Origin of the sequence: Hymenobacter terricola (genome assembly GCF_017921975.2) — a bacterium.
Lineage (GTDB): Bacteria > Bacteroidota > Bacteroidia > Cytophagales > Hymenobacteraceae > Hymenobacter > Hymenobacter terricola.
In genome coordinates this window covers 241,969-263,506 of record NZ_JAGEMO020000004.1, presented here as the reverse complement: position 1 = coordinate 263,506, position 21,538 = coordinate 241,969, and the positions used below count along the sequence as shown (strand labels likewise).

Annotated in this window: 19 protein-coding genes; 5 read left to right on the top strand and 14 right to left on the bottom strand. The window is 62.7% G+C overall.

The features are described from left to right. Positions 1-102 precede the first annotated feature (102 nt). Both J4G38_RS06180 and J4G38_RS06175 read left to right on the top strand, forming a co-directional pair. Complete coding sequence (locus tag J4G38_RS06180; protein ID WP_210515962.1) at positions 103-852, top strand: class I SAM-dependent methyltransferase; 750 nt, start codon at positions 103-105, stop codon at positions 850-852. A 62-nt stretch (positions 853-914) separates the two neighbouring features. Then, positions 915-1,343 (top strand): acyl-CoA thioesterase, encoded by a 429-nt coding sequence (locus J4G38_RS06175; RefSeq protein ID WP_210515964.1) that lies wholly within the window; start codon positions 915-917, stop codon positions 1,341-1,343. 4 nt (positions 1,344-1,347) lie between these two features. Here J4G38_RS06175 and J4G38_RS06170 read toward each other — a convergent pair whose 3' ends face one another. Further along, positions 1,348-1,914 (bottom strand): DinB family protein, encoded by a 567-nt coding sequence (locus tag J4G38_RS06170; protein WP_210515966.1) that lies wholly within the window; start codon positions 1,912-1,914, stop codon positions 1,348-1,350. Between the two features lie 96 nt (positions 1,915-2,010). On the opposite strand from J4G38_RS06170, the gene J4G38_RS06165 reads away from it, so the two are divergent. Next, positions 2,011-3,495, top strand: coding sequence for a hypothetical protein (locus J4G38_RS06165; RefSeq protein ID WP_210515968.1), 1,485 nt, complete (start codon positions 2,011-2,013; stop codon positions 3,493-3,495). A 131-nt stretch (positions 3,496-3,626) separates the two neighbouring features. Here the strand turns inward: J4G38_RS06165 and J4G38_RS06160 are convergent, their stop codons facing one another. Next, on the bottom strand, positions 3,627-4,610 hold the full coding sequence (locus J4G38_RS06160) for a pyruvate dehydrogenase complex E1 component subunit beta (protein WP_210515970.1): 984 nt from the start codon (positions 4,608-4,610) through the stop codon (positions 3,627-3,629). A gap of 164 nt (positions 4,611-4,774) precedes the next feature. After that, entirely contained in the window at positions 4,775-6,583 is a 1,809-nt protein-coding gene (locus J4G38_RS06155; RefSeq protein WP_210515972.1) for a tetratricopeptide repeat protein, read from the bottom strand. 162 nt (positions 6,584-6,745) lie between these two features. Here J4G38_RS06155 and J4G38_RS06150 point away from each other — a divergent pair, with 162 nt between their 5' ends. Then, positions 6,746-6,964, top strand: a complete 219-nt coding sequence (locus J4G38_RS06150) for a PspC domain-containing protein (protein ID WP_210515974.1) — start codon at positions 6,746-6,748, stop codon at positions 6,962-6,964. 73 nt (positions 6,965-7,037) lie between these two features. Here the strand turns inward: J4G38_RS06150 and J4G38_RS06145 are convergent, their stop codons facing one another. Genes J4G38_RS06145 through J4G38_RS06135 form a run of 3 tightly spaced genes read right to left on the bottom strand, consistent with a single transcriptional unit; the run spans position 7,038 to position 9,046 of the window. Continuing rightward, complete coding sequence (locus J4G38_RS06145; protein WP_317198181.1) at positions 7,038-8,048, bottom strand: glycosyltransferase family 2 protein; 1,011 nt, start codon at positions 8,046-8,048, stop codon at positions 7,038-7,040. A 28-nt stretch (positions 8,049-8,076) separates the two neighbouring features. Then, entirely contained in the window at positions 8,077-8,415 is a 339-nt protein-coding gene (locus J4G38_RS06140) for a YbaB/EbfC family nucleoid-associated protein (protein ID WP_210515976.1), read from the bottom strand. 37 nt (positions 8,416-8,452) lie between these two features. Beyond that, complete coding sequence (locus tag J4G38_RS06135) at positions 8,453-9,046, bottom strand: hypothetical protein (protein WP_210515978.1); 594 nt, start codon at positions 9,044-9,046, stop codon at positions 8,453-8,455. 43 nt (positions 9,047-9,089) lie between these two features. On the opposite strand from J4G38_RS06135, the gene J4G38_RS06130 reads away from it, so the two are divergent. After that, complete coding sequence (locus J4G38_RS06130; RefSeq protein ID WP_210515980.1) at positions 9,090-9,317, top strand: hypothetical protein; 228 nt, start codon at positions 9,090-9,092, stop codon at positions 9,315-9,317. A 383-nt stretch (positions 9,318-9,700) separates the two neighbouring features. Here J4G38_RS06130 and J4G38_RS06125 read toward each other — a convergent pair whose 3' ends face one another. The 8 genes from J4G38_RS06125 to J4G38_RS06090 form a co-directional block, all read right to left on the bottom strand. Next, on the bottom strand, positions 9,701-11,002 hold the full coding sequence (locus tag J4G38_RS06125) for a sugar MFS transporter (RefSeq protein ID WP_210515982.1): 1,302 nt from the start codon (positions 11,000-11,002) through the stop codon (positions 9,701-9,703). Positions 11,003-11,037: 35 nt separating this feature from the next. Further along, positions 11,038-12,486: a glycoside hydrolase family 125 protein gene (locus J4G38_RS06120; RefSeq protein ID WP_210515983.1), complete on the bottom strand. Its 1,449-nt coding sequence runs from the start codon at positions 12,484-12,486 to the stop codon at positions 11,038-11,040. A gap of 251 nt (positions 12,487-12,737) precedes the next feature. After that, the gene (locus J4G38_RS06115) at positions 12,738-12,968 is read right to left on the bottom strand and encodes a PID-CTERM protein-sorting domain-containing protein (protein ID WP_226163191.1); all 231 of its coding nucleotides are present in this window, start codon (positions 12,966-12,968) and stop codon (positions 12,738-12,740) included. 62 nt (positions 12,969-13,030) lie between these two features. After that, the gene (locus tag J4G38_RS06110; RefSeq protein ID WP_210515984.1) at positions 13,031-16,303 is read right to left on the bottom strand and encodes a choice-of-anchor Q domain-containing protein; all 3,273 of its coding nucleotides are present in this window, start codon (positions 16,301-16,303) and stop codon (positions 13,031-13,033) included. A gap of 116 nt (positions 16,304-16,419) precedes the next feature. Next, entirely contained in the window at positions 16,420-18,186 is a 1,767-nt protein-coding gene (locus J4G38_RS06105; protein WP_210515985.1) for a choice-of-anchor Q domain-containing protein, read from the bottom strand. 229 nt (positions 18,187-18,415) lie between these two features. Next, complete coding sequence (locus J4G38_RS06100) at positions 18,416-19,774, bottom strand: right-handed parallel beta-helix repeat-containing protein (RefSeq protein WP_210515986.1); 1,359 nt, start codon at positions 19,772-19,774, stop codon at positions 18,416-18,418. 164 nt (positions 19,775-19,938) lie between these two features. Then, on the bottom strand, positions 19,939-20,952 hold the full coding sequence (locus tag J4G38_RS06095; RefSeq protein ID WP_210515987.1) for a zinc-dependent alcohol dehydrogenase: 1,014 nt from the start codon (positions 20,950-20,952) through the stop codon (positions 19,939-19,941). Between the two features lie 166 nt (positions 20,953-21,118). Further along, positions 21,119-21,529 carry a VOC family protein gene (locus J4G38_RS06090; protein ID WP_210515988.1) on the bottom strand — a complete coding sequence of 137 codons (411 nt, stop codon included), beginning with the start codon at positions 21,527-21,529 and terminating at the stop codon, positions 21,119-21,121. Between the last annotated feature and the right edge of the window lie 9 nt (positions 21,530-21,538).

Here is a 21,538-nt window from a genome sequence, read left to right as displayed (position 1 = left end):
GAGCTGCAACCCAAACGCCCGGCCGGGCCGCGAAGTTTTGGGTACTTTTCGGCTTCGAAGCGGTTGCTGGGTATTCCCGGCCCCGCTGCCCAACTATTCTCCATGACGACGACCACCGCCCCCGACGTTCTCGGCCACGCCCTGCTGGCCTACCACCACGGCGACCCCGAAGCCACCCTCACCGTGCACTGCAACGTGGCCGATGACGAGCCCCTGCCCGCCGCCTACTTCTTCCGCACCCTGCTTCTGATGCCTGAGCTGGAGCGCCTGGCCCTCGACGAAAGCCGGGGCCGCGTGCTGGACCTGGGCGCCGGCGCCGGCTGCCATTCCCTGGAGCTGCAAAGCCGGGGCTTCGACGTGAAAGCCGTGGACGTATCGGCTGGAGCCGCGCAGGTGATGAGCGAGCGCGGCGTGCATGTGGTGGCCCGGCACGACCTGTTTGCCCCGCTGGCGCCCACCGAGCTGCCCTACGACACCATATTGCTGCTCATGAACGGCCTCGGCCTCGCGGGCACCCTCGATGGATTGGATAAATTTCTGGCCCACGCCCGCACGCTGCTGGCCCCGGACGGCCAGATTCTGGCCACGTCCTCCGACGTGCGCTACCTCTACGAAGACGAGGACGGCGCGCTGCGCATCAACCTCAACGGCCCGTACTACGGCGAAGTAACATACTCCCTTAGCTACGCGGGCCACACCGGGGCTTCTTTCCCCTGGCTGTTCATCGATGCCGCGCTGCTCAACGACGCGGCCGAAACTGCCGGCTACACCGCCGAATTCCTGGGCGAAGACGACGACGAGCAGTACCTCGTGCGCCTCATGCCTTTAAATCAGTTAGCAGTGAACAGTTAGCAGTGGACAAAATCACCACCCTATTTTCTTGTTAACTGCACCCTGCTAACTGTTCACTAATTATGACCGACGCCATTACCTACCGCACCCGCTGGGCCGATATGGACCCCAACGGCCACATGCGCCACTCTGCCTACGCCGATTACGCCGCCGACCAGCGGGTGGTGCTGCTCGCCAAATGGGGCTACGATGTGCGCCGTTTCGCGCAGCTGCGCCTGGGGCCCATCCTGTTCCGGGAAGAAACCAGGTTCCTGAAAGAAGTCAACATTGGCGAGGAAATCCGGGTCGATGGCCGGTTGGCGGCCGTCAACGCCGACGGTTCGCGCTGGACCATCGTGCACACCATCTTCAAAGCCGATGGCCGCGTGGCCGCCACCGTAACCGTGGACGGCGCCTGGCTCGACCTCGACCGGCGCAAGCTCACCGTGCCGCCCGCCGAGCTGGCGGCGGCTTTTGCCTCCATGGAGCCGTTTGTGGCCCTGGTCCGCTGAGTTGTTAGTTTTTTGCGAGGGCCGGCGCCGCCGGGCGCAAGGCTTTGGTGATGCGGTCCAGCTGCTGCTGGTGGTGCAGCAGATGGTCCACGAGGTGCTCTACCACCTGGTAGATGGTGATGCGGCCGGAACGGGGGTGGGGAAATACCGCCCGGTTCAGCTGCCGGCCCGGAAACTCGTTGAGCAGACGCTCGAGCTGGCGGCGCAACGCTTCCCATTTTAGCCGCATTTCGGGCAAGGTGGGCACTTCGCCGGTATCGGTGAGCGTGGCCACGCCCCGGGGGGCTTTGAATTTCAGGCCCGGCAGGCGCAGCAGCAGGCGCACCAGGCCCACGCGCAACCGGGTGAGCAGGCCCACTTTGGGCAACAGCTCTTCCGACTGGATTTTCTTCTGGACGTACTGAACGATGTTGCTCTCGATAAAAAAAAGATGATGCACCACCTGCGTGGCCGACCAGTTCCCCGGTGCGGGTGCCCTGGCCGCGTCCGGCCCCAGGGCTTCCGCCGAAGTCAGCAAGCGTTCGGTGGCCCGTTCCAGCTGTTCAAATTTGAGGTGGAGGCGGTGGTTCATAGAGGTGGGAATTAAATCAGAAGAGGAGGGAACTGTAGCTTTGACGAAAAGATACGGATACGGCGGCATTCTGGCCAGGTACTTCAATTTGCTTTCATGGGGTTTTTGTTATTTGGGGCCGGGTCGCGGGCCGCGCAGGCGTGGGCCTGGGCGCAGGCCCGGCCCGCGCTGACGGCGGTGGCCCTGCTGCTGGTCGTCTACGCCATCTATTTACCCAATTCGGGCTTTCATGCCCTGTACTACGACGCGGCCCAATACTGGACCCTGGGCCGGCAGTACGGCAAAACGGGCGCTTTCGAGTTGTTCTCGTTTGCCAGCAGCATGCGCGGCTACCTGCTGCCGCTGCTGCTCGCGCCGTTTGCCATTGCCGGCCCTCACCTCGGCCTGGAGCCCATTGTGCTGATGTGGCCTTTGGGCGTAATCACGGCCGCGGTGCTTTTTGGGGCCCTGGGGCCGGCCCTGTGGCGGGCCGCCGCGGGGCCCGCTGCTCCGGCGGTTTCTCTGGCCCGGCGCCTGGTGTTTGGGTTGCTGGGCTTCGGGTTGTGGCGCGATTATTTCAATTTCCCGCTCAGTGATTTTCCGGGATTATTTGCCCTTGCAGCTGCGCTTTGGGCTTTGCTGAGCGGCCGCACCGTGCTAGGTGGGCTGCTGGCTGGTATCGCGCTGGGCGCATCGGCCAACATGCGTCCGGTGTTTGTGATGGTGCTGCCGTTTGCCGGGCTCCTGGCATTGCTCCCGCAGCACACTCCCCCAGGCGCTTCCGCAGCGCCAGCTGGCCGGAAGAACTGGGTTTGGCGGGGAGCTATAATTGCCGGGCTGGCCGCGGTGCTGGCCCCGCAGTTTGCCATAAATTCCCACAATTTCAAGAGGCATACTCCTTGGGTATTGGCCAAGGATAGTCGGTATCCCGATGGGTTATATCTGCAGCAGCTGGAATGGGGCTTACAGTACCAGAAATACGAAACCAGTGTGGCCGACGACTTTCCGCGCCCGCAAATGTTTTTTTCCGACCCGCGTGGCGTAGCCTTGTTTGCCACCCTCAGGCGACCAAAACTTGAGAGCCAGGCGCAATACCTGCAATTAGCTAAACAGCACCCGTTTGTCATTATGGGCAGTTGGCTACGGCACGTTTTCAATGGGCTGGACTTGCAATATCCTTCTCCCTACGTCCGGCGGGTTTACGTTGCATCGTGGCCCCTTGCCTGGCTCAACTACACCTTGCTGCTGGGCGGGTGCGTGGTATTGCTAAGCAAGCGGAACCGCTTTGGGACGCGCCGGCGGGGGGGGCTGGTTTTGGCAGCCCTGCTCATGCCTTGCCTGGGCGCGGTGCCGGTGGCTATAGAATGCCGGTTTTTGTTGCCGCTGCACTTGCTGCTGAGCGCGGCCGTGGCTTTTGGCGCGCACCCGCTGCGGGCGTGGCGGGCGGCCACAACCAAACGGCGGGCGGCCTGGGCTTTGGGCTATGCCGCCGTTATGGTAGTTGCTTTTTCGACGTCGGCAGATTGTCAGATTCAGCTCGAAAAAGGGCCCCGTAACCTGGACGGAAGCGCGCTGTATACTGAAGTTGGCCCTTCTGAATGATTTGTCGTGGGTGTTCTGCTGAAGCAATCAGATAAGCGATGCTTGTTTCGAGCAATCGACTGGAATACGTAATACACAAAAAAGCCCCGCCAGCTATTGCTGGCGGGGCTTTTAACTATCTCCTTGAGCAATTACGCCTTGGCGTAAGTCACTTCCTTCACGGCTTTTACCACGCGGGCCACGTTGGGCAGCGAAGCTTCGATGAGCGTGGGGGCGTAGGGCAGGGGCACGTCGGCGCAGTTGATGCGGATGACGGGCGCATCGAGGAAATCGAAGGCGCGGCGCTGCACGATGTAGGCCAGCTCGCCCGAGATGCTGGCCAGGGGCCAGGCTTCTTCGATAACCACCATGCGGTTGGTTTTCTTCACCGAATTCACCAGCGTGTCGTAATCAATCGGGCGCACCGAGCGCAGGTCAATTACTTCGGCTTCAATGCCTTCTTTGGCCAGCTCATCGGCGGCAGTGTAGGCAATTTTCATCATTTTGCCGAAGCTCACCAAGGTCACGTGTTTGCCGGGGCGCACGATGTTGGCCTTGCCGATTTCGAGGATGTATTCTTCTTCGGGCACTTCGCCCTTGTCGCCGTACATCAGCTCCGATTCCATGAAAATTACGGGGTCGGGGTCGCGGATGGCGGCTTTCAGCAGGCCCTTGGCGTCGTAGGGGTTCGAGGGAACCACCACTTTCAGGCCGGGCGTGTTGGCATACCAGTTTTCGAAGTTCTGCGAGTGCTGGCTGCTGAGCATGCCGGCGTTGCCCGTGGGGCCGCGGAACACAATGGGGCAGGAATATTGCCCGCCCGACATCGAATAGAGCTTGGCAGCCGAGTTAATTACCTGGTCGATAGCAACCAGCGAGAAGTTGAAGGTCATAAATTCGATGACCGGAATCAGGCCGTTGGCGGCCGCGCCCACGCCGATGCCGGCGAAACCCAGCTCAGCAATCGGGGTGTCAATCACCCGCTCGGGGCCGAACTCGTCGAGCATGCCCTGGCTTACTTTGTAGGCCCCGTTGTACTGGGCTACTTCTTCGCCCATCAGGAACACCCGCGGGTCGCGGCGCATTTCCTCGGACAGGGCCTCGCGCAAGGCCTCACGGAATTGAATTTGACGCATGGTTTTCGTTTGGTAAAGCCGCAATTGGGCCGTGTGGCAAAGCTACGACAGGCCGGGGTGTCGGGCAAGTTTAGGGAAGGAGGGTAAGCGGGAGAAGGGCAGGAGGATGCTGGGAGGTTTTTATACTTCGGAGCCTCTATCCTCTACCCTTTTCCCCACCTCCCCTATTTAAGCGCCTCCCGAAATACTTTGCCCTGCGCGTAATCCTGAAACTCCAGGTCCTCGACAGCGCGCTGGGCGTAGCTGCGGTCGAGTACCACGGCCTGCTTGATAAAATTGCCCACGGCATCCTCGTTTTTCTGGCGGGCGGCCACCACGGCCATGCCGTAAACCGGCGCGGCGGCCGTGGGGCGCAGGCTTTGGGCCACGCGGTACTCCTCCAGGGCCAGCTCGTAGTGCTCGCGGCCCACTTCAATGAGGCCCCGGTTCAAGGCGTTCTGATAGGAGGGACCGGCGTATTGCAGGCTGCGCAAGGCTTCATCGGGCTGGCCAACTTCGATTTCCAGGGCGGCGCGGTCCGAAAAAATCTTGCGCAGCAGCGGCCGGGCGCCTCCCAGCTTGATGGCGTAGTCGTAGTTTTGCAGGGCTTCGAGGCGGTCGCCGGCGCGGTGGTAGGCGGTGGCAGCGTGGTAGAAGAACTCCGCCGTGGGGTTGCGGTGGGCGGCCAGGGTGAAGTTGACGGCGGCGCGGTGATAGTAAGCTTTCTGGATTTTGTCGGTGGGCTCCTTTTCGGCGCGCTGCAACAGCACCACGCCCAGGTTGTGGAAGGATTCCCAACTGTTGGTGTTGGCGGCGGATACTTCGTAGATGCGCTGCTTCTCAGCTAGCAACGGCGTTAGCGTTGCCGAATAGCGCAGCTCCTCCGGCGTGAGGGCATCCGCTTCAACCTGCTTTTCCACAATTTTTTTCGAGAGCAGATACACCTCCGAATCGTAGCGCTTGGGCGCGGAATACGTCACGGCCACGGTGCCGAAGCGCAGCACCGGGTAGATGTATTGCTCGATGTAGTCGAACGACGAAAGCCGGTGCAGCGCCTTTTCCTTCTCCTCAAACGTGCCCCTGGTCTCGTTGATGATGGTGACGACGGAGTCAATCTGGTCGGCCTTCAGGGCCGAAGTCGTGACCTTTTGCAGGAAGGTGTCCCACTTGCGCACGTAGGCCAGGGTATCGTAGCGAATGTTCTCATTCCTATTGAGATAGGAGAAGGTTTTTACCCGCTGCTTGTAGTAGTAGAGCAGCATGCGCACGCGCTTGCTGGCCAGCAGCCGGTTGTGGGCATCGGTCGAATCGGGCGAGTGGCCGGCGATGATGAGCACCTGCCGGGTCTGTTGGTTGGCGTCGATGAGGTCTTCCAACGCCTGCACGTTGGTGCCGAGATAGCCCCGGATAAACCATTTGTCCTCGTCGAAAAAGAAGGGCAGCACGCGGGTGCCGCTCATCACGTTGCTGGCGTGCTCGGGCAGTAAGGCCAGCACGGTGTCTTCGCGGGTCACGAGGCGGGCGGGGTCGGCAATGCCGCGGGCCACGCGCACATCGTCGGGTGCGCGCAGCACGCGGCCGTTCTTTTTCACCTCGCGCACCTGGGCGTGGGCGAGCAGCTCGCCGGGGTTGCGGCCGGGCGTGTTGGGCAGGCTGAATTTTTGGGTGGCCACCAGCTGGCCCTTGCGCTCGTCGTCGTACACGTAGTTGCCCAGGGTGAAGGCGATGCGGCCGAGGGTGTCTTCGCGCAGGCCGTGCTCGTAGCGGTAGCGCAGCAGCAGCTCATACACCACGCCTTTGTGCAGGTGCCGGGCCGGTACGCGGGCCACCACTTCAAAGGGCACGGCCTCGCCCGCGGCCGTGAGCACGGCGGGCCGGGCCACTACGGAGCGCCCGGCTTCGGCCTCTTTCAGCACCCGAGGCAAGGTGCAGGCCGATAGCAACAAGGTGGCTGCCAGCAGCCCGTGGGCCAACGGCCGCAAATAATATCTCATCAAAACGTGCAACGCGGGAAAACATAAACCACCCCTACAAACGTAAAAGTCCCCGAATTAGTCAGGTTCGGAACGGCGAAATTACATTACCGGGCTTGCCCTACCCCGTCCAAAGCCGTATCTTAGCCCAGAGAAACTGTTTTTAGTTAGCCGCAACCGCCCATGAAACGCTTCACCGACTACCTTGAAACGCAGTCTTTTGGCCTGTGCTCAACACTGGCCCAAAAGTGGGGTTTCAGTACGCGCAGCGTCCGTTTGTCGTTTGTGTACGCGTCGTTTTTCACGTTTGGCTCGCCCATCGTGCTCTACTTTGCCGGGGCGTTTTGGATGAACGTGCGCCGCGCCATGCGCGAGCAGCGCAGCACGGTTTGGGATTTGTAATTGGAATTAATCATTGCATAGAACGACAAAATCCCTTCCTTTTCAAGGAGGGGATTTTGTCGTTTAAGAGGTTCTATTTCAGCCCCAATTCGCTGAACTTCCGCTTGCCGCGCCCGAAATAGGCCCATACCAAACTGCCAGTGTACACGCCGGCCCGCTCGGCTACCCGCAGCTGGGGCCGGGCCGCCCGGCGCTGCCGGCGCCAGTAGCCGAGCTTGCCGTAGAAGCTGAAATGGGCGCGAATGATGGCCCAGCAGTTGCGGATTTCGCCGGCCAGCAAAAAGCGCAGGCCCGCCACGCCATCGAGGAGCAGGCGCTGGAACATGGGGCCGTAGAGCTCCGCCGGGGCGGCGTTTTTGTAGAGCAAGGCCAGGCCGTTGCGGAAGTTGAGGTAGGTTTTGCGGGGGTTGCTCTTGGGCAGGGTGCCGCCGCCGACATGCTGCACGGCGCTGCCGCCGTGGTACCATACTTCGTGCCCGGCGTTCTGGAGGCGCCAGCAGAAGTCGATTTCCTCCATGTGGGCGAAAAAAGCCGGTTCCAGGCCGTTGAGGGCCTGCCAGGCGGCGCGGCGCACCATGAGGCAGGCGCCGCTGGCCCAGGCCACGGGGCGCGGGTCGTCGTACTGGCCGTGGTCTTTTTCGAGGGTGTCGAAGAGGCGGCCGCGGCAGAACGGGTAGGCCAGCCGGTCGAGGTAGCCGCCGCCCGCGCCCGCGTATTCAAACAGCGTGGGGTCGGCGTGGGCCAGGATTTTGGGCTGCACGGCGGCGATGCGGGGGTGGGCTTCGAGCAAGGCGCGCAGGGGGCGCAGCCAGCCCAGCGTCACTTCCACGTCGGAATTCAGGAGCACGAAAAAATCGCTGTCGACCTGCGCCAGCGCCTGGTTGTAGCCTTCGCAAAAGCCCCAGTTGCGGTCGAGGAGCAGCAGTTCCACGGTGGAGAAGTCGCGGGCCAGCAATTCCACGGAGTCGTCGGTCGAGGCGTTGTCGGCCACGATGACGCGGGCGCCATCGGCGTGGGCCAGCACGCCGGGCAGGAAGCGGCGCAGGAAATCTGCGCCGTTCCAGTTCAGGATAACAATGGCCACGTCGGCGCAGGCGCCAACCCGCGCCGCACTAGGCCCCAAAACCGCTCAAATCGAGGCCGGGCACGTTGGGCATCAGGCCGCTGGTTTTGCGTTGGAGCTCCTGGCGGGCCAGTTCGGCGGCTTCGTCCAGGGCCTTGTTCACGGCGGCTACCACGAGGTCGGCCAGCATATCGCGGTCCTGCGGGGTGAGCAGGGATTCGTCGATTTCGAGCTTGAGGATTTTGCGGTGGCCGTTGGCCGTGGCGCGCACCAGGCCGCCGCCGGCTTCGCCCGTGGCCGTAATGTGTTGAATTTCCTGCTGGGCCTGCTGCATTTTGTCTTGCAGCTCTTTCACTTTGCCCATCATGCCGGTGAGGTCGAATGACATATTGAAAAGTGCTTTATTAGCGTTAAATCGCGGTTTGTTATTGAAAATTCTTACAGGGGTCCGACGGGATTAGGGGATTTCGGGTTGTCATCGTACGAGTTTCCAGCCCGTAGTTCACACGAAAGACCTCGCCCACGCCAAGCTCTTCTACTTCCTGCGTGCCACCGGCACAACAGCAGAAAAGAGTGTTTGTGTTCGTCATTATTATAAAACCAAAGATACCGGGTTTGTACGCGCTACCGGGGTAAAGGTCCCGGATGAACATTTCGACCAGACCACGGGTAAGGTGTCCGGCAAACTCACTCAGGCACCAGAATGGGACGCGGCAATTCAGCAGGTCTAAGCCGATATCGCTACCGCAAGCCGAAACCTCACGGGCAAGGGCATCTACCCGATTAAAAAGGCGATGACCACCGAATACGACCGCCTGCTTGTCGTGCGTGCCACTCGCGAGCAGCAGATGCCAGCGGGTCGGCGCTTCGTTGTCAAAAAATTGAACCTGTTGAGAATGGAGCTGGATGACTTGCTCGCGGCGGCGGAAGCCACTTTTCCCCGCCACCTCATCCGATAGAACACGGAAGACTTGCTGCGCCTGCTGGGCGACGACTGCCTCGACCTGATGCAGCTGCATTCCCGCGCACGCCGGCTCGCTGGCCGAGCTGGCGCTCAAGTTCGTGCTGCGGCATCCAGGCGTGACCACGGCCATTTCGTCCCCGCACATCGAGCGGTTCGCCATCGAGAACCTGGAGGCCGCCGCCGAGCCGCCGCTGTCGGAGGCGGCGTTCTACGAACTGCGCACGCTGCACCGCTGGGTGCGTAATTTCTACACCAAAAAGTGCCGGCAGGGGAATGACCTCGATGCCGCCCACGCCGTGGAGGCCGCTCTGCATGGCCAGTCGTAACCTGGTGCGCTGGGCCGCCCTTTTCCCGACGAGTTTCTGGCCCGCCGGCACAACCAGCCCGTCGTGTACTTGCCCCCGGGCATCTGCGAGCCGCACGGCTACGCGTCCACTTTCGGGCTCGATGCTTACAAAGCCAATTACCTGTGCGGCGAAGCGGCCCGGCGCTTCGGGGGCATAGTGGCGCCGCAAAATCAGCGGATGCCATGGGACTTCCGTGTTTTTCGAGGAAGGCCAGCCAGGCGGCGTAGTGGGGGAATGTTGTCGACAAAGGTGCCGTTCATGTCGAAAATCAGGGCTTTTTTCATGAGCTGGGGAGCGAAAAAGCCGGAGCCGCCCAATGCCCGCTGCCACGCACCCGGCCATGGAGCGCCAGGCAAAGCCAGCTAGGATATATTGCCCGGATTGAGCATTTCAGGCGGGGCGAGCACGTTTTTGCTGCCGCGCAGCCCGTACCACAGGATGTAGCCGTAGCACAGCACCGGCAGCAACAGCGCCAGCCGCAGCCCCTGATGGTCGGCCACGACGCCAAAGAGCAGCGGCACCACGGCCCCGCCCACAATGGCCGTGCACAGCAGCCCCGAGGCCTGCTCGGTGTGGCGGCCCAGCCCGGCCACGGCCAGCGTGAAGATGGTCGAGAACATGAGCGAATTCATCAGGCCCACGGCCAGCAGGCTCCACATGGCCAGCGCCCCGCTCGAATTGATGGAGAGCAGCACCAGGGCGATGGCCCCCGCCGCGTTGAAGGCCAGGAGCTTGGCCGGCGCGAACTTATTCAGCAGATACGCTCCCGCAAAGCGGCCCAGCATGGCGGCAAACCAGTATTTGGCCACCTGCTGGCCGGCCGCTGCGGGCGAAAGGCCCAGCACATCGGGCAGGGCCAGGTAATTCACGATGTGCGAGCCGATGGCGACTTCGGCCCCCACGTAGGCAAAAATGCCCACCACGCCCAGCACCAGGTGCCGGTACTGCCAGGGGCTGCCGGTGCCGGGCGCGGCCGAGGCGGCGGCCGGCGCGTGCGTGATTTGGGGCAGGTGCACCCGGCTCAGCAGCAGGCTGATGACGAGCAGCACGGTGCCAATAATGAGGTAGGGCACCTGCACGGCCGTGACGTCGATGCTGGCGGCGCTGGCGGCATCCACGGTTTTGGGCAGCTTGCTCAGGATGAGGGCGCTGCCCAGCAGTGGCGCCAGAAACGTGCCCAGCGAGTTGAAGGCCTGCGTGAGCGTGAGCCGGGCCGAAGCCGATTTGGCCGGCCCCAGGATGGCCACGTACGGGTTGGCCGCCACCTGCAAAATGGTAATACCGGACGCCAGCACGAACAGCGCCCCCAGAAACAGCCCATACGCCCGGTGCGCCGCCGCCGGATAAAACAGGTAGGCGCCCACCGCCGCCACCGCAAAGCCCACTAGCATGCCGCGCTTGTAGCCCACCCGCGCCACCAGCTTGCCCGCCGGAATGCTCATCAGAAAATACGCCCCGAAAAAGCACCCGTTAATCAGGTTAGCCTGCGCGAAGGAGAGCTGAAAAATCGCCTTCAGGTAGGGAATCAGAATGTCATTCAGACAAGTGATGAAGCCCCATAAAAAGAAAAGGGTGGTCACGGCGCTCAGCGCGGACGTGTAGCGCTGCTGGGTGTCGGCGCCGGCCGCGGGTGGCGTAATCAGGGTAGGGGAAACGGAAGCCATGGATGGGGGGGGGAGGGAATAAGCGGAAAGAATGATTAGACCAGCTTGCTTAATAAATGCGGTTTTTCATCGGCCACGCGGACCACGAATTCGCCAAAGAGCGTGTTGGCCCAGGCGAACCATTTGCGGGTGAATTTGCTGGCGTCGTCCTTGTTGAAAGACTCGTGCATGAAGCCCGTGCCCGCGTGCGTGTCTTTGAGCGTTTTCAGGCTAGCCAGGATGTCTTCATCCCGGTTCGAGGTCATGGCCCGGATGATGACGCTCATGGGCCAGATGTTGTCTTTGCCGGCGTGGGGGCCGGAAACGCCCTCGGCCACGGTGCCTTTGGCGTAGTAGGGGTTGTCGCCGTAGGAGAGCAAAAAACGGCGGGTGTTCTGGTACAGTTCCTCGTCCTCCGGCCCGATGGCGCCCAGGTAGGGCAGCGAGAGCAGGCTCGGCACGTTGGCGTCGTCAATCAGATAAAACGAGCCCGAGCCGTCAATCTCATAGGCCAGCATCCGGCCGAATTTCTTGTGCTCGATAACCGCGTTTTCCTTGAGGGCGGTGTGCACCTCGTCGGCCAGGGCGGTGCATTCGGCCGCGAAAGCCGGCTGCTGGTACAGGGCCGTCACCAGCTCGGCCAGCTGGCGCAACGACTTTACGGCGAAGAAGTTGGAAGGAATCAGGTACGGGAATACCGTCCCGTCGTCCGAGGGCCGGAACACCGAGCAGATGAGGCCGTTGGGCTTGGTCAGGTTGCCGTAGCCCGAGCCGGCGGCAGTATCGGTGGGGCGGTTGGTGGTGCGCTGGAAGCGGTAGGGGCCCACGTTCTCCCTGCGCTGCTGCTCCTTGAAGGTCTTCACAATCAGTTGCATGGCGGCCAGCCAGTTTTGGTCGAAGCAGGCGGGGTCGCCACCGGCTTGCCAGTAGCCGTGCGCCAGCCGAATGACGTAGCACAGCGAATCGACTTCCCACTTGCGCTCGTGCACGCCGGGTTTCATCTCGGTTTCGGCTTTGCGCCACTCGGCCGTGCGGCTCGCGTCCTGGTAAAAGGCATTGGCGTAGGGGTCAATCTGCACGTAGCGCGCGTGCCGGTTGATGACGCCGGTAACGAGCCGTTCCAGCGCCTTATCCTGTTTCATAAACGGCAGGTAGGGCCAGACCTGGGCCGAAGAGTCGCGCAGCCACATGGCGTCGATGTCGCCGGTTATCACGTAGGTGTCGGGCTGGCCGTTCACCTCGCCCACGGTCACGGTCGTGTCCAGGGTGTTGGGGAAGCAGTTTTCGAACATCCAGGCCAGCTCCGGGTCTTTGATTTTCTTCTTGACCCGGACAATTTGCGCCTCAATGGCCTTGCTGGTGAAGCGCCGGTCCTTCAGCGCCGGGCGTTGCGAGATGAACCGGGGTTCGGCGCCCAGTCCGGCCGCGTAGCCGGCGAAAGGCACCAGCGTCAGGCCGGCGCAGAGCAGGCCGGCGTTTTTCAGGAATTGTCGTCTCTCATTCATAGGGCTTTATCGAAGTAGACGGAGAAGCTGTTTAGGAATTCGCCAGAACGGCGTAGAGACGCCTATTCGCGTCTCGTCGTTGAACGACAAAGGCAGGATTCGTTCAACGACGAGACGCGAATAGGCGTCTCTACATCCTCGAACTGAATTTCTAAACAGCTTCAGAATTTTGGCCTGGGGCAACCGGCCGCTAAAAGTACGCCCGCCTTGCCCAAGGTATTATCCTCTTTCGGCAAGGCGGGCGCAGGAAATTACTGGGCGACGGAACCGGACCGGCGGGCCTGCCGGCGGGTGCGCAGCTTGCGCAGGCCGTAGGCCACGCCCCCGGCCAGCAGCAGCGAGGCACCGCCGTCAAGGGGCGTTTCGGTTGCTGCGGGCGCTCCAGGGTCGGGGCCACCCGAGCCGGGCTGCGCCAAAGCCGAAATGCTGGCGAGTGCCCAAATGGCCACGAGCATCGTAGCCGAAGAAAGTAGGTGTTTCATGAAATAAAAGGGGATTAAGGGAGAGAAAAATGGCCCACCCCGTGCTGGAATGGGCCTTTCCACTAATACAGCACCACGCGCTTGGCCAGCGTGGCCGCGCCCACTTGCAGGCGTAGTGTGTAGATGCCGGTGGCGAGGCCGTCGGTATCCACGGCGAGGCGAGCGCCGACGCTGGGCAGGGCGGCCTCCTGGTGGCGCACCACCTGGCCCAGGCCGTTCAGCAGGTCGACGTGGACCTGCGTGGCCCCGGCCACGGCGGGCACCAGCACGGTGAAGGCCGAGTGCGCGGGGGTGGGGTAGAGCGACACTTCGGCGGCCGTGAGGGCGGGCGCGGTGGCCGTGGCCACGCGGGCGGCGAAATGCAGGCTGAAGCGGCCGGTGACGAGGGCGCTGGCCGCGGCCGGGCTCACCCTAAATGAGTAGGCGGGCTGCTGGCGCAGGTTCACGGTCTGGCCGGTGAGGGCGTCGGTGAGCACGGCGTCGAGGTTGGCGGGCAGCTTGTTGAGCGCAGCGGCCGTGAGGGTGTAGGCCCCGGCGGCGGGTACGCCCACGGCCAGCGGCAGCACGGTGTTGGCGGTGAAGACCGGGCGGCCGTCGATGGACAACGACTCGCCGCTGCCGGCCACCGAGGCCAGGTTCAGGCCGGTGGTGTTGGGCAGCTTCAGGGCATCAAACTGGGCGTCGAAAGCCGGAGTCGTGCCGGTTTCGGCGTAGGCGTAGAAGGCATCGGCGGGGCCAGTGGTGCCGCGCAGCTCCAACTGCACCTGGGGCCGCACGTCGGCGGTGCCGCGCTGGAAGGTGGTGCTGTTGGGCGCAGTCAGGCGCTGGCTGTTGTGGAAGGTGAGGGTGCCGGCGGTCTGGCCGGTGCTCACGCGGGCGAAGAAGGCCTGGCCCAGCGGCAGCACGGGGTTGCCGATGCCGTTGGCGTAGCTGCGGTAGGTGCCGCCGTACTGGCTGGCGCTGCTAAATACATAAATCGCGGCGTCGAGGTTGGCACGGTCGGCGGGGGCCACCAGGCTGAAGTCGAGCGGCGCGGGGTAGGGGTTGCCCAGCAGCTGCCAGCCGGCGTCGGTGTCGTTGGCCGAGCCGGCGGCGTTGCGCGTCAGCGCCACCGGCTTGTCGCCGTTGTTAAGCACGCCCACGTAATCGACCACGGCCGGCGCGTTGATGTTCACGACGTAGCCACGGCCCACGGTCAGCCCCGTCGTCAGGGCGGTGGGTGCCACGAAGCCGCGGTCAAACGGCGCGTAGCTGTTGGTCAGGCTCACCCGGCTCTGGTCGTAGGTGAACACGTTGGGGAAGGGCGTGGTGGTGCCGGGCGTGGCCGAGGCGTTGTACACGGCGGCCTGGCTGATTTGCGGCACGAAGCCCGTGGCGGTCAAATCGCCCACGGTGGTGCCCGCCACGGGCGAGCTGTAGTGGCGGTAGCCCAGGCTGGGGTTCACGCTGCCGTCGATGTAGCGCTGCACGGTGCTGTAGCCGCTCACGGTGCCGGAGCCCGCGTTGTTCACCAGCGCCGTGCCGGTGGCGTCGGACACCAGCGTCAGCCGGTCGTTGGCGGTGAGCGTGCCGTTGGTCAGGGTCAGCACGCCGTGGACGCGTACCCGGCCGCTCAGGCCCGCGCCCGCCGCGTTGTTCAGGGTTAGGTCCCACAGGTCGAGCGTGCCATAGCCGCCCAGGCCCTGCGGCCCGGTGCCCGTGAGGGCGAAGGACGCCGCGGGGGCCGTGGTGAGGGTGCCGCCGTTGTTCAGCGAGCCTTTCACGTCCAGCACCCCGCCGCTGAGGGTGAGAGAAGCGCCGCCGGCGATGGCGAGGTTTCCGATAGTCGTGTTGGCGGCAATGACCGGATAAGGCGTCACGTTGGCCGGAATATACCCGTCCAGGGTAGCCGAGGGCACGCCGGCCGACCAGTTGGCCGCCGTGTTCCAGTCGGTGGTGCCCCCGCCCAGCCAGGTGGTAAAGGTTGGGGCCAGGGCGGCATCGTACTCGTAAGCGCCCAGGTCCACGGCCGCGCCCACTACCCGCGGATTCCCCGTGACGTCAGTGGCAGACAGCAGGTTGTTGAGGCCCGCGTTGACGACCGGGCTGGTGGCAAACACGCGGAAATCCGCCGTGAACGGGTCGACGCTCGCGTTGATGAACTGCGGGTCGGCCACGATGGCGTTGGTGCCGAGCACGTCCGTCCCAATGCCGCCGAAGGTCAGGTTATTGGAGTAGGTGAGGTTGGGCGTGGCATAGTTGCTGTTGGCCTTGGTGATGTAGTCCGCCACCATGATGTTGTTCTGCACCAGCACCGTATTGGCCTGGTTGGTGAATATTTCACCACGGGTGGCATACAGCTCGGGGCTGCGCGAGTTCTGGTAGCAGGTGTTGTTGATGACGTCGACGTTGGCCGTTTTAAAGATTTGAATGGCACCCCCGCCGTTGTTAGCTATCACGTTGTTGGCAACCAGGAACGCGCTGATGTAGTTGGTGGCCGGGTTGGTAGTAGTGTTCAAGTCGAGAATAATGCCGTTGCCGTCCGTGATGCCCTGACACACGGTGCCGTTGCGCCACGGCACGTAGAGGCGGTTGCCGAAGCTGCGGTTGCGGGTGATGACCATGTGGTAGCCGGGGGCGGTGTCGAAGTTGCGGCTGGAGTTCATCGAGATGCCGCTATTACCGTACTTGGAATACCAGCAGTTGTTGTACACGAGGTTGTTGTCGATGGTCACGTAGTCCGCAACGTTGGTGGCGATGCCCGCCCCGCCGCACTCAAATACCTCGTTGTTGATAAAGCGCAGGTGGTGGGGGAGGGCGCCGCCCGTGGCGCCGGTGGCGTCGCAGGAGATGCCATTGCCGGCGTATACGCCCGAAGCAGAGCCCGTGGTGTTGGCGCAGCTGCCGGGCTGGTTGAGGGCGTCGGCCAGGGTGATGTTGCGGTTGTTGCCCTGCACGCGGAAGCCGTTGATTTCAATATAAGACGCGCCCTGGGTGACGTAAAAGCCCTGGAAGCTCATGAACTGCATCAGCGGCCGTTGCGCGTCGGCGGGGTAGTTGCGGTACACTATCCACTGCGTGGGGGTGCCCGAGCGGATGATTTTCACACCGGGCCCCGAGGAGTAAGGGGGGCGGTAGGTGCCCTGGCGCACGTACACCACGTCGCCGGGCGCGGTCTGGTCGTGCGCAAACTGGATGGTGGCGAAAGGCAGGCCGGGGCTCAGCCCGCGCCCGCCCCCCAGGGCGTCGACGCCCGTCACGAGGGAGTTAGCCCCGCTGGAAACGTAGTAGTCGGTGGCCGCGGCTTCGGACAAGATGCCCAGGCTCAACAGGGCCGTGAGAAAAAGTGCTCGCATTGGATGAGGGAATTTTGGTGAATGAAAAAGAAATGGAATGCGAAGCCCCGGCTACAGCAGCTGCTTTCCAACCGGAAAGCAGCTGCTGAGCGGGCCAGGTGCTGATAATGGCTTGTTTAAGGCTGGCTGGCCAGTTTTTGGGCCGTGGTGCCCTCGGCCGTAGTCAGGCGCACCTGATACAGCGCCGCGGCCTGGCTGGGTGCCTCGAAGCGGGCTTCGTGGCGGCCGGCGTCCCGGGTTTCGTTCACGAGCAGGGCCACGCGGCGGCCCAGCAGGTCGAATACTTCCAGGCGCACGGGGCCGGGCCGGTCGAGGGTATAGGCGAGCGTGACCGCGCCGCTGAAGGGGTTGGGGTAGGCGCCGAACTGGCTGCTGGTGCTGCCTGGTGTGCTGGTGGCCAGGGCAGTACGGGCGGCGGCTTGCACTTCATAAGCTCCGAGGTCGACGGTGCCTACTACACGGGTATTGCCGGCCAGGTCCAGGTAATTGAGCGCCTGGCCAGACGACAAGGTGTTCAGCCCTTGGTTGATGGCCGGGCTGCCCGGATTGAGCGCGAAGTTGGCGGTGGCCGGGTCGACGCCTGCGCCCTGGAAACCCGGGTCGGCCTTCACGATGTTGGCCCCGGTAGTGGGTGTGCTGGTGGGGGTGTCGGAATCAAAAAACAGGTTGTTGGTGAAGGAGAGCCCGGTGCTCGCAGCCCCAAGCCCGTACGTTTTAGCGCCGGCGTTGGTCGAGAAGATGTTGTTCTGCACCAGCACATTGTCCGTCTCGTTGATGAACACTTCGCCTCTTATGCCCCGCAGTTCCCCGCTGTGCGAGTTGCGGTAGCACGTATTGTTAATGAGGTCGGCATTCTTCGTTTTGAACACCTGAATGCCAGCCCCACCATTGGCTACGCACAGGTTGTTGGCTACCTGAAACGCACCCGTGTAACCGTAGTCGTTGTTTTTGTCCAGAATAATGCCGTTGCCATCCGTAATGCCTTTGCAATTGCCATAGGGAGGCATTGCGGGGGTGGGGTAAGTCTTGCTAAACCACGACACATACAAGCGGTTATTGAAGCACTTGTTATGCGTAATGATGATGTGGTAGCCGGCGTTGGTGTCTAAGTTGCGGCTGGAGTTGATGGTAATGCCGCTGGAGCCGTAAACGGTGTACCAGCAGTTGTTGTACACCACGTTCCTGTCGATGGTCACGTAGTCGGCCTGGCTGGCGGCGATGCCCGCTCCGCCGCACTCAAACACCTCGTTGCTGAGAACCCGGATGTGGTTCGGGATATTGCCGGCACTCCCCACAACGGCGATGCCATTGGTGTTGTATTTGGGGGTTCCCGGGCCATTTTGAGTCTCCTCATATTTACAGCCGCCGGGTTGGCCAGCCGGGTCGGTGACGACGGTAGAACTGCCCGCATTGGGTACCCCACCATTCACGTTCCCGTTGTTGCCCTGAATGCGGAAGCCCACGATATCGATGTAAGCGAATTTCCCCCTGATGAGAATGGCGTTGTCGACGTTGTCGGCTTTAATCAGCGGGCTCTCGGACTGGTAGTTCTGAAAAATAATTTTGTTGGCCGCGCTCGTGGTCGAATATTGCGTTTTCAAGGTCGAATTTGCGTCGTCCGCGTCGAGGGACAGCACCGGCTTGTAGGAAGCGCTGCTGGAATAGGTGCCCGCACGCACGTACACAATGTCGCCGGGGTGAGCCTGATTGGCCGCAAACTGAATAGTGGCGAAGGGCAGGGTCGGGCTTAGCCCCTGGCCACCGGTTGTCGCATCAACGCCCGTGACCGAGGAGCCGGCCCCCGATGACACGTAATAAGGCGTAGCCACGGCCGCCATCGAGCAGCCTGCGCCCAGCAACAGGGTAAAGAGAAGTTTTTTCATAAAGTGGGAATTGGGTAAATGGTGAAAAATGTGGAAGCAATGAGCCGGCCATCGGACAATGGCACGAAGAAGGAATTCACCCAGGCTGGCAATGGAATGCCGGAAATAAATAATTGACTAAGATGATGTTAATAGAGGTATAGGCTTTGGTTTGCGGACACAGGGGCCGCTAGCTGGTCAGCGTGGAGCAGGGCTTCAACCAGCTGGGCAACGGCAGGAAACGGCCGGTTTACTCCTCAAAAGCACCCCGGTCGCGGGCGCCGTGCGGCGGGCGTTTCTGGCCGGTGAGGTCGGTGGGTTGGGGCACGTCGTCGCAGCCCGAGTCGCGGGCGGGGCTGCCGCTGGCCAGGCGGAAATTGGCCTTGGTCAGGTCGATTTGGGCATCAAGGAATTTGGGGTCGGCCACGAGGTCGTGCGGGCCGGTCATCACCTGCTGGGCGGCGGGGTAGAGGTTGTAATCCCAGCGGATGTTGGTGTTGCGGTTGTTGCCGGTCACCTTGCCGCCGGGCTTGGGCACGATGACGTTGTTGAGGATGACGACGTCGTCGGAGCGGTTGGCGAACAGCTCCTCGTAGCCCACCACCTGCCCGTTCCAGTAGGTAGTGTTGTTGATGATGTCGACGTGTTTGGTGCGGAAGGTGTGGATGCCGGAGCCGCCGTTGCCGGCGCTGATGTTGTTGGCAATCAGGGCGCGGCCTTGCCATTCGGGGCGCTTGGCTTCTTCGGGCCTGGGCGCGGTAGCCGGAGCGATGATGGCGTCGCCGTCGGGGTTGGTGGCGCCGGGCGCGGCAGTGGGCTGGTCGGTCACGTCGAGCAGGATGCCGTTGCCGTCGCTAAGCTTGCCGGTGCGGTCCCAGGGCACCTGGGTTTTGTTGTTCCACACCAGGTTGCGCCGGATGATGATGTGATAGCCGGGGTCGGCGTCGAAGGCCCAGTTTTCCAGCAGGGTGATGCCGGAGCCGGCGTAGCGCATAAACCAGGCGTTGTTGAACACCTGGCAATCTTCAATCGTGAGGTAGTCAATTTGCAGGCCGGTGATGCCGCCGCCCGCGCACTTGCCCACCACGCACCGGCGAATGACGACGTGGTGCGGGTGCGCAGTGGGCGCAGCCTTGCGCCCGTCGAAGCAGATGCCGTTGGTGTTGTAGTAGGGGTTGGCTTTGGCGTTTTTGGTGTCAGCCTTGGCCTCGTCCAGTGAGATTTCGTCGTTATTGCCCATTACTGTCAACCCCTCAAACACCTGGTAGGATGCCCGAATCTGAAGGCCCGTCCAGCCGATGGGGTGAACCACCGGGTGCTGGCCGGGGGCCGCTTTCCAGGTAATCCACGCCCCGGGCCGGCCGGAGCGCTCCACCGATACTACCGCGCCGCCATCGCCGGTATTGGCATTGGTGTAGGTGCCGTTGCTGATGAGCACCACGTCGCCGGGGTCCACCACATCAGCGGCCTTTTGCAGGCTGCGGAAGGCGGTTTTCTGGGTCTTGCCGCTGTTGGCGTCGTTGCCGGTGCCGGCCACGTACCACGTTCCGGCGAAGGCGGTTTGGGTGACGGCAACGAGGAGTAAGGTGCTTAGAAAAAGGGGCTTCATGATAAGGAAAGCGGGATTGAAAAGGGAATCGTCCGTCATGCCGAGCGCCGCCTAGGCATCGCGCGCGCAGTAGTAATTCAATCGATTGGGATTAGTTGAAGCACGCGAGATGCCTCGGCGGCGCTCGGCATGACGGTCTTTTTCTGTTGTTCACGCTCCGTTCACTACGAACACTGCAGCAGGTATTTCATGCCCGCCGGGTTGCGGTCGATGGCATCAAAAACCGACTGTGCATCCGCCAGCGGCGCGATTTGCGTGATGAGCTTCTCCAGCGGAATGGTGCCGCTTTCGGCCAGGGCAATGGCTTCCTCGAAGTCCTGCGGCTCGTACACGCGCACACCGATGAGCTGCAGCTCGCGCCAGAACACGCGGAACAAATCCACGGCCTTTTGCTCGGCGTGGATGGCTACCATCACCAGCCGGCCACGGGCGCGGGCCAGCTGCGTCATGGCCGCCACGCCGGCCGCCACACCCGATACTTCGAACACCACGTCGGCCATGGCTCCGTTGGTGAAAGCTTCTACTTCGGCCACTAAATCCGTGGTAGCGGGGTTTACGGTGGGCAGGCCCAGTGACCCGGCCAGCTCCAGCCGGGCGGCATTTACTTCCGAAACGAGGACGTGGGCGCCCTTTTGCCGGGCCACCAGCGCAATCAGAATGCCGATGGGCCCGCCGCCGATGACCACCACCTGCTCCCCGGCCTGCACCTGACCCAGGCGCACGTCGTGGCAGGCCACGGCCAGTGGCTCAATCATGGCCCCGAGGGTCAGCGGCAGGGTATCGGGCAGGCGGTGCAGGGTGTGGGCGGGCACGTTCCAGTGGCTCTGCATGCCGCCGGGCGTGTCGATGCCGATGAACTTGAGGTTCTTGCCGATGTGGTGCTGGCCGTTGTCGGAAGGGTCTTCGGTGCCGGGCTGCAGCGGGCGCACCGTCACCCGGTCGCCCACTTTCCAGCCGCTCACGCCCGCGCCCAGCGCGGCAATTTCGGCCGAAACTTCGTGGCCAATAACCTGCGGCAACGACAGCCGGTGCGGCATGGCCCCGTGGTAGAGGTGTACGTCGGTGCCGCACACGCCGCAGTAGGCGACCTGGAGCTGCACCTCGCCGGGCAAGGGCGGCACGGTGGCCGTGGGTTCGACGCGAAAAGATTGGTTGCCAGTGAAAAGGAGCGTGCTCATAATTGATGGGGGTGGGAATAAAAACCGGGTGGCGGTCATGCAAAGCGTAGCGAAGCATCCCGCGTGGAGTAGTAATTCAATCGTTAAAAAAGAATTAGTAGTAGCACGCGAGATGCTTCGGCTGCGCTCAGCATGACGGTCTTTTTTTGGTTTGAGAAAAGAGGTTTCAGGTATCCAAAGGCCCGCGCTCCAGAAGCTGCAGCATGTTGCCTTCGGGGTCGTAGAAATTGCGGACGCGGCCCCCACCGATGGCTGGCATGACCTCGCCGCCCCAGCGCACCGCGTGCTGGTCGAGGTGGCGGATGGCCTGGTCGAGGTCGGCAATGCGCAGGGCCAGGTGCGACCAGCCCGGCGTCCAGGTGGTGCGGGCGGGGCGCGGGGTGTCGTCGCGGGGCATGATTTCGAGCAGCGAATTGTCCGGCGCCCGCAGCATCCAGACCACTTTGCCGGTGGCCTCGTTCCGGTATTCAAACCAGCGGGAATAGCCCAAAACGGCGCAGTACCACTCGGTCATTCCTTCAATTTGGGCAACAGCCAGCCCGGGGTGGTCTACCCCTGTAAAAGTCAATCCGTTCATAATTAGGTT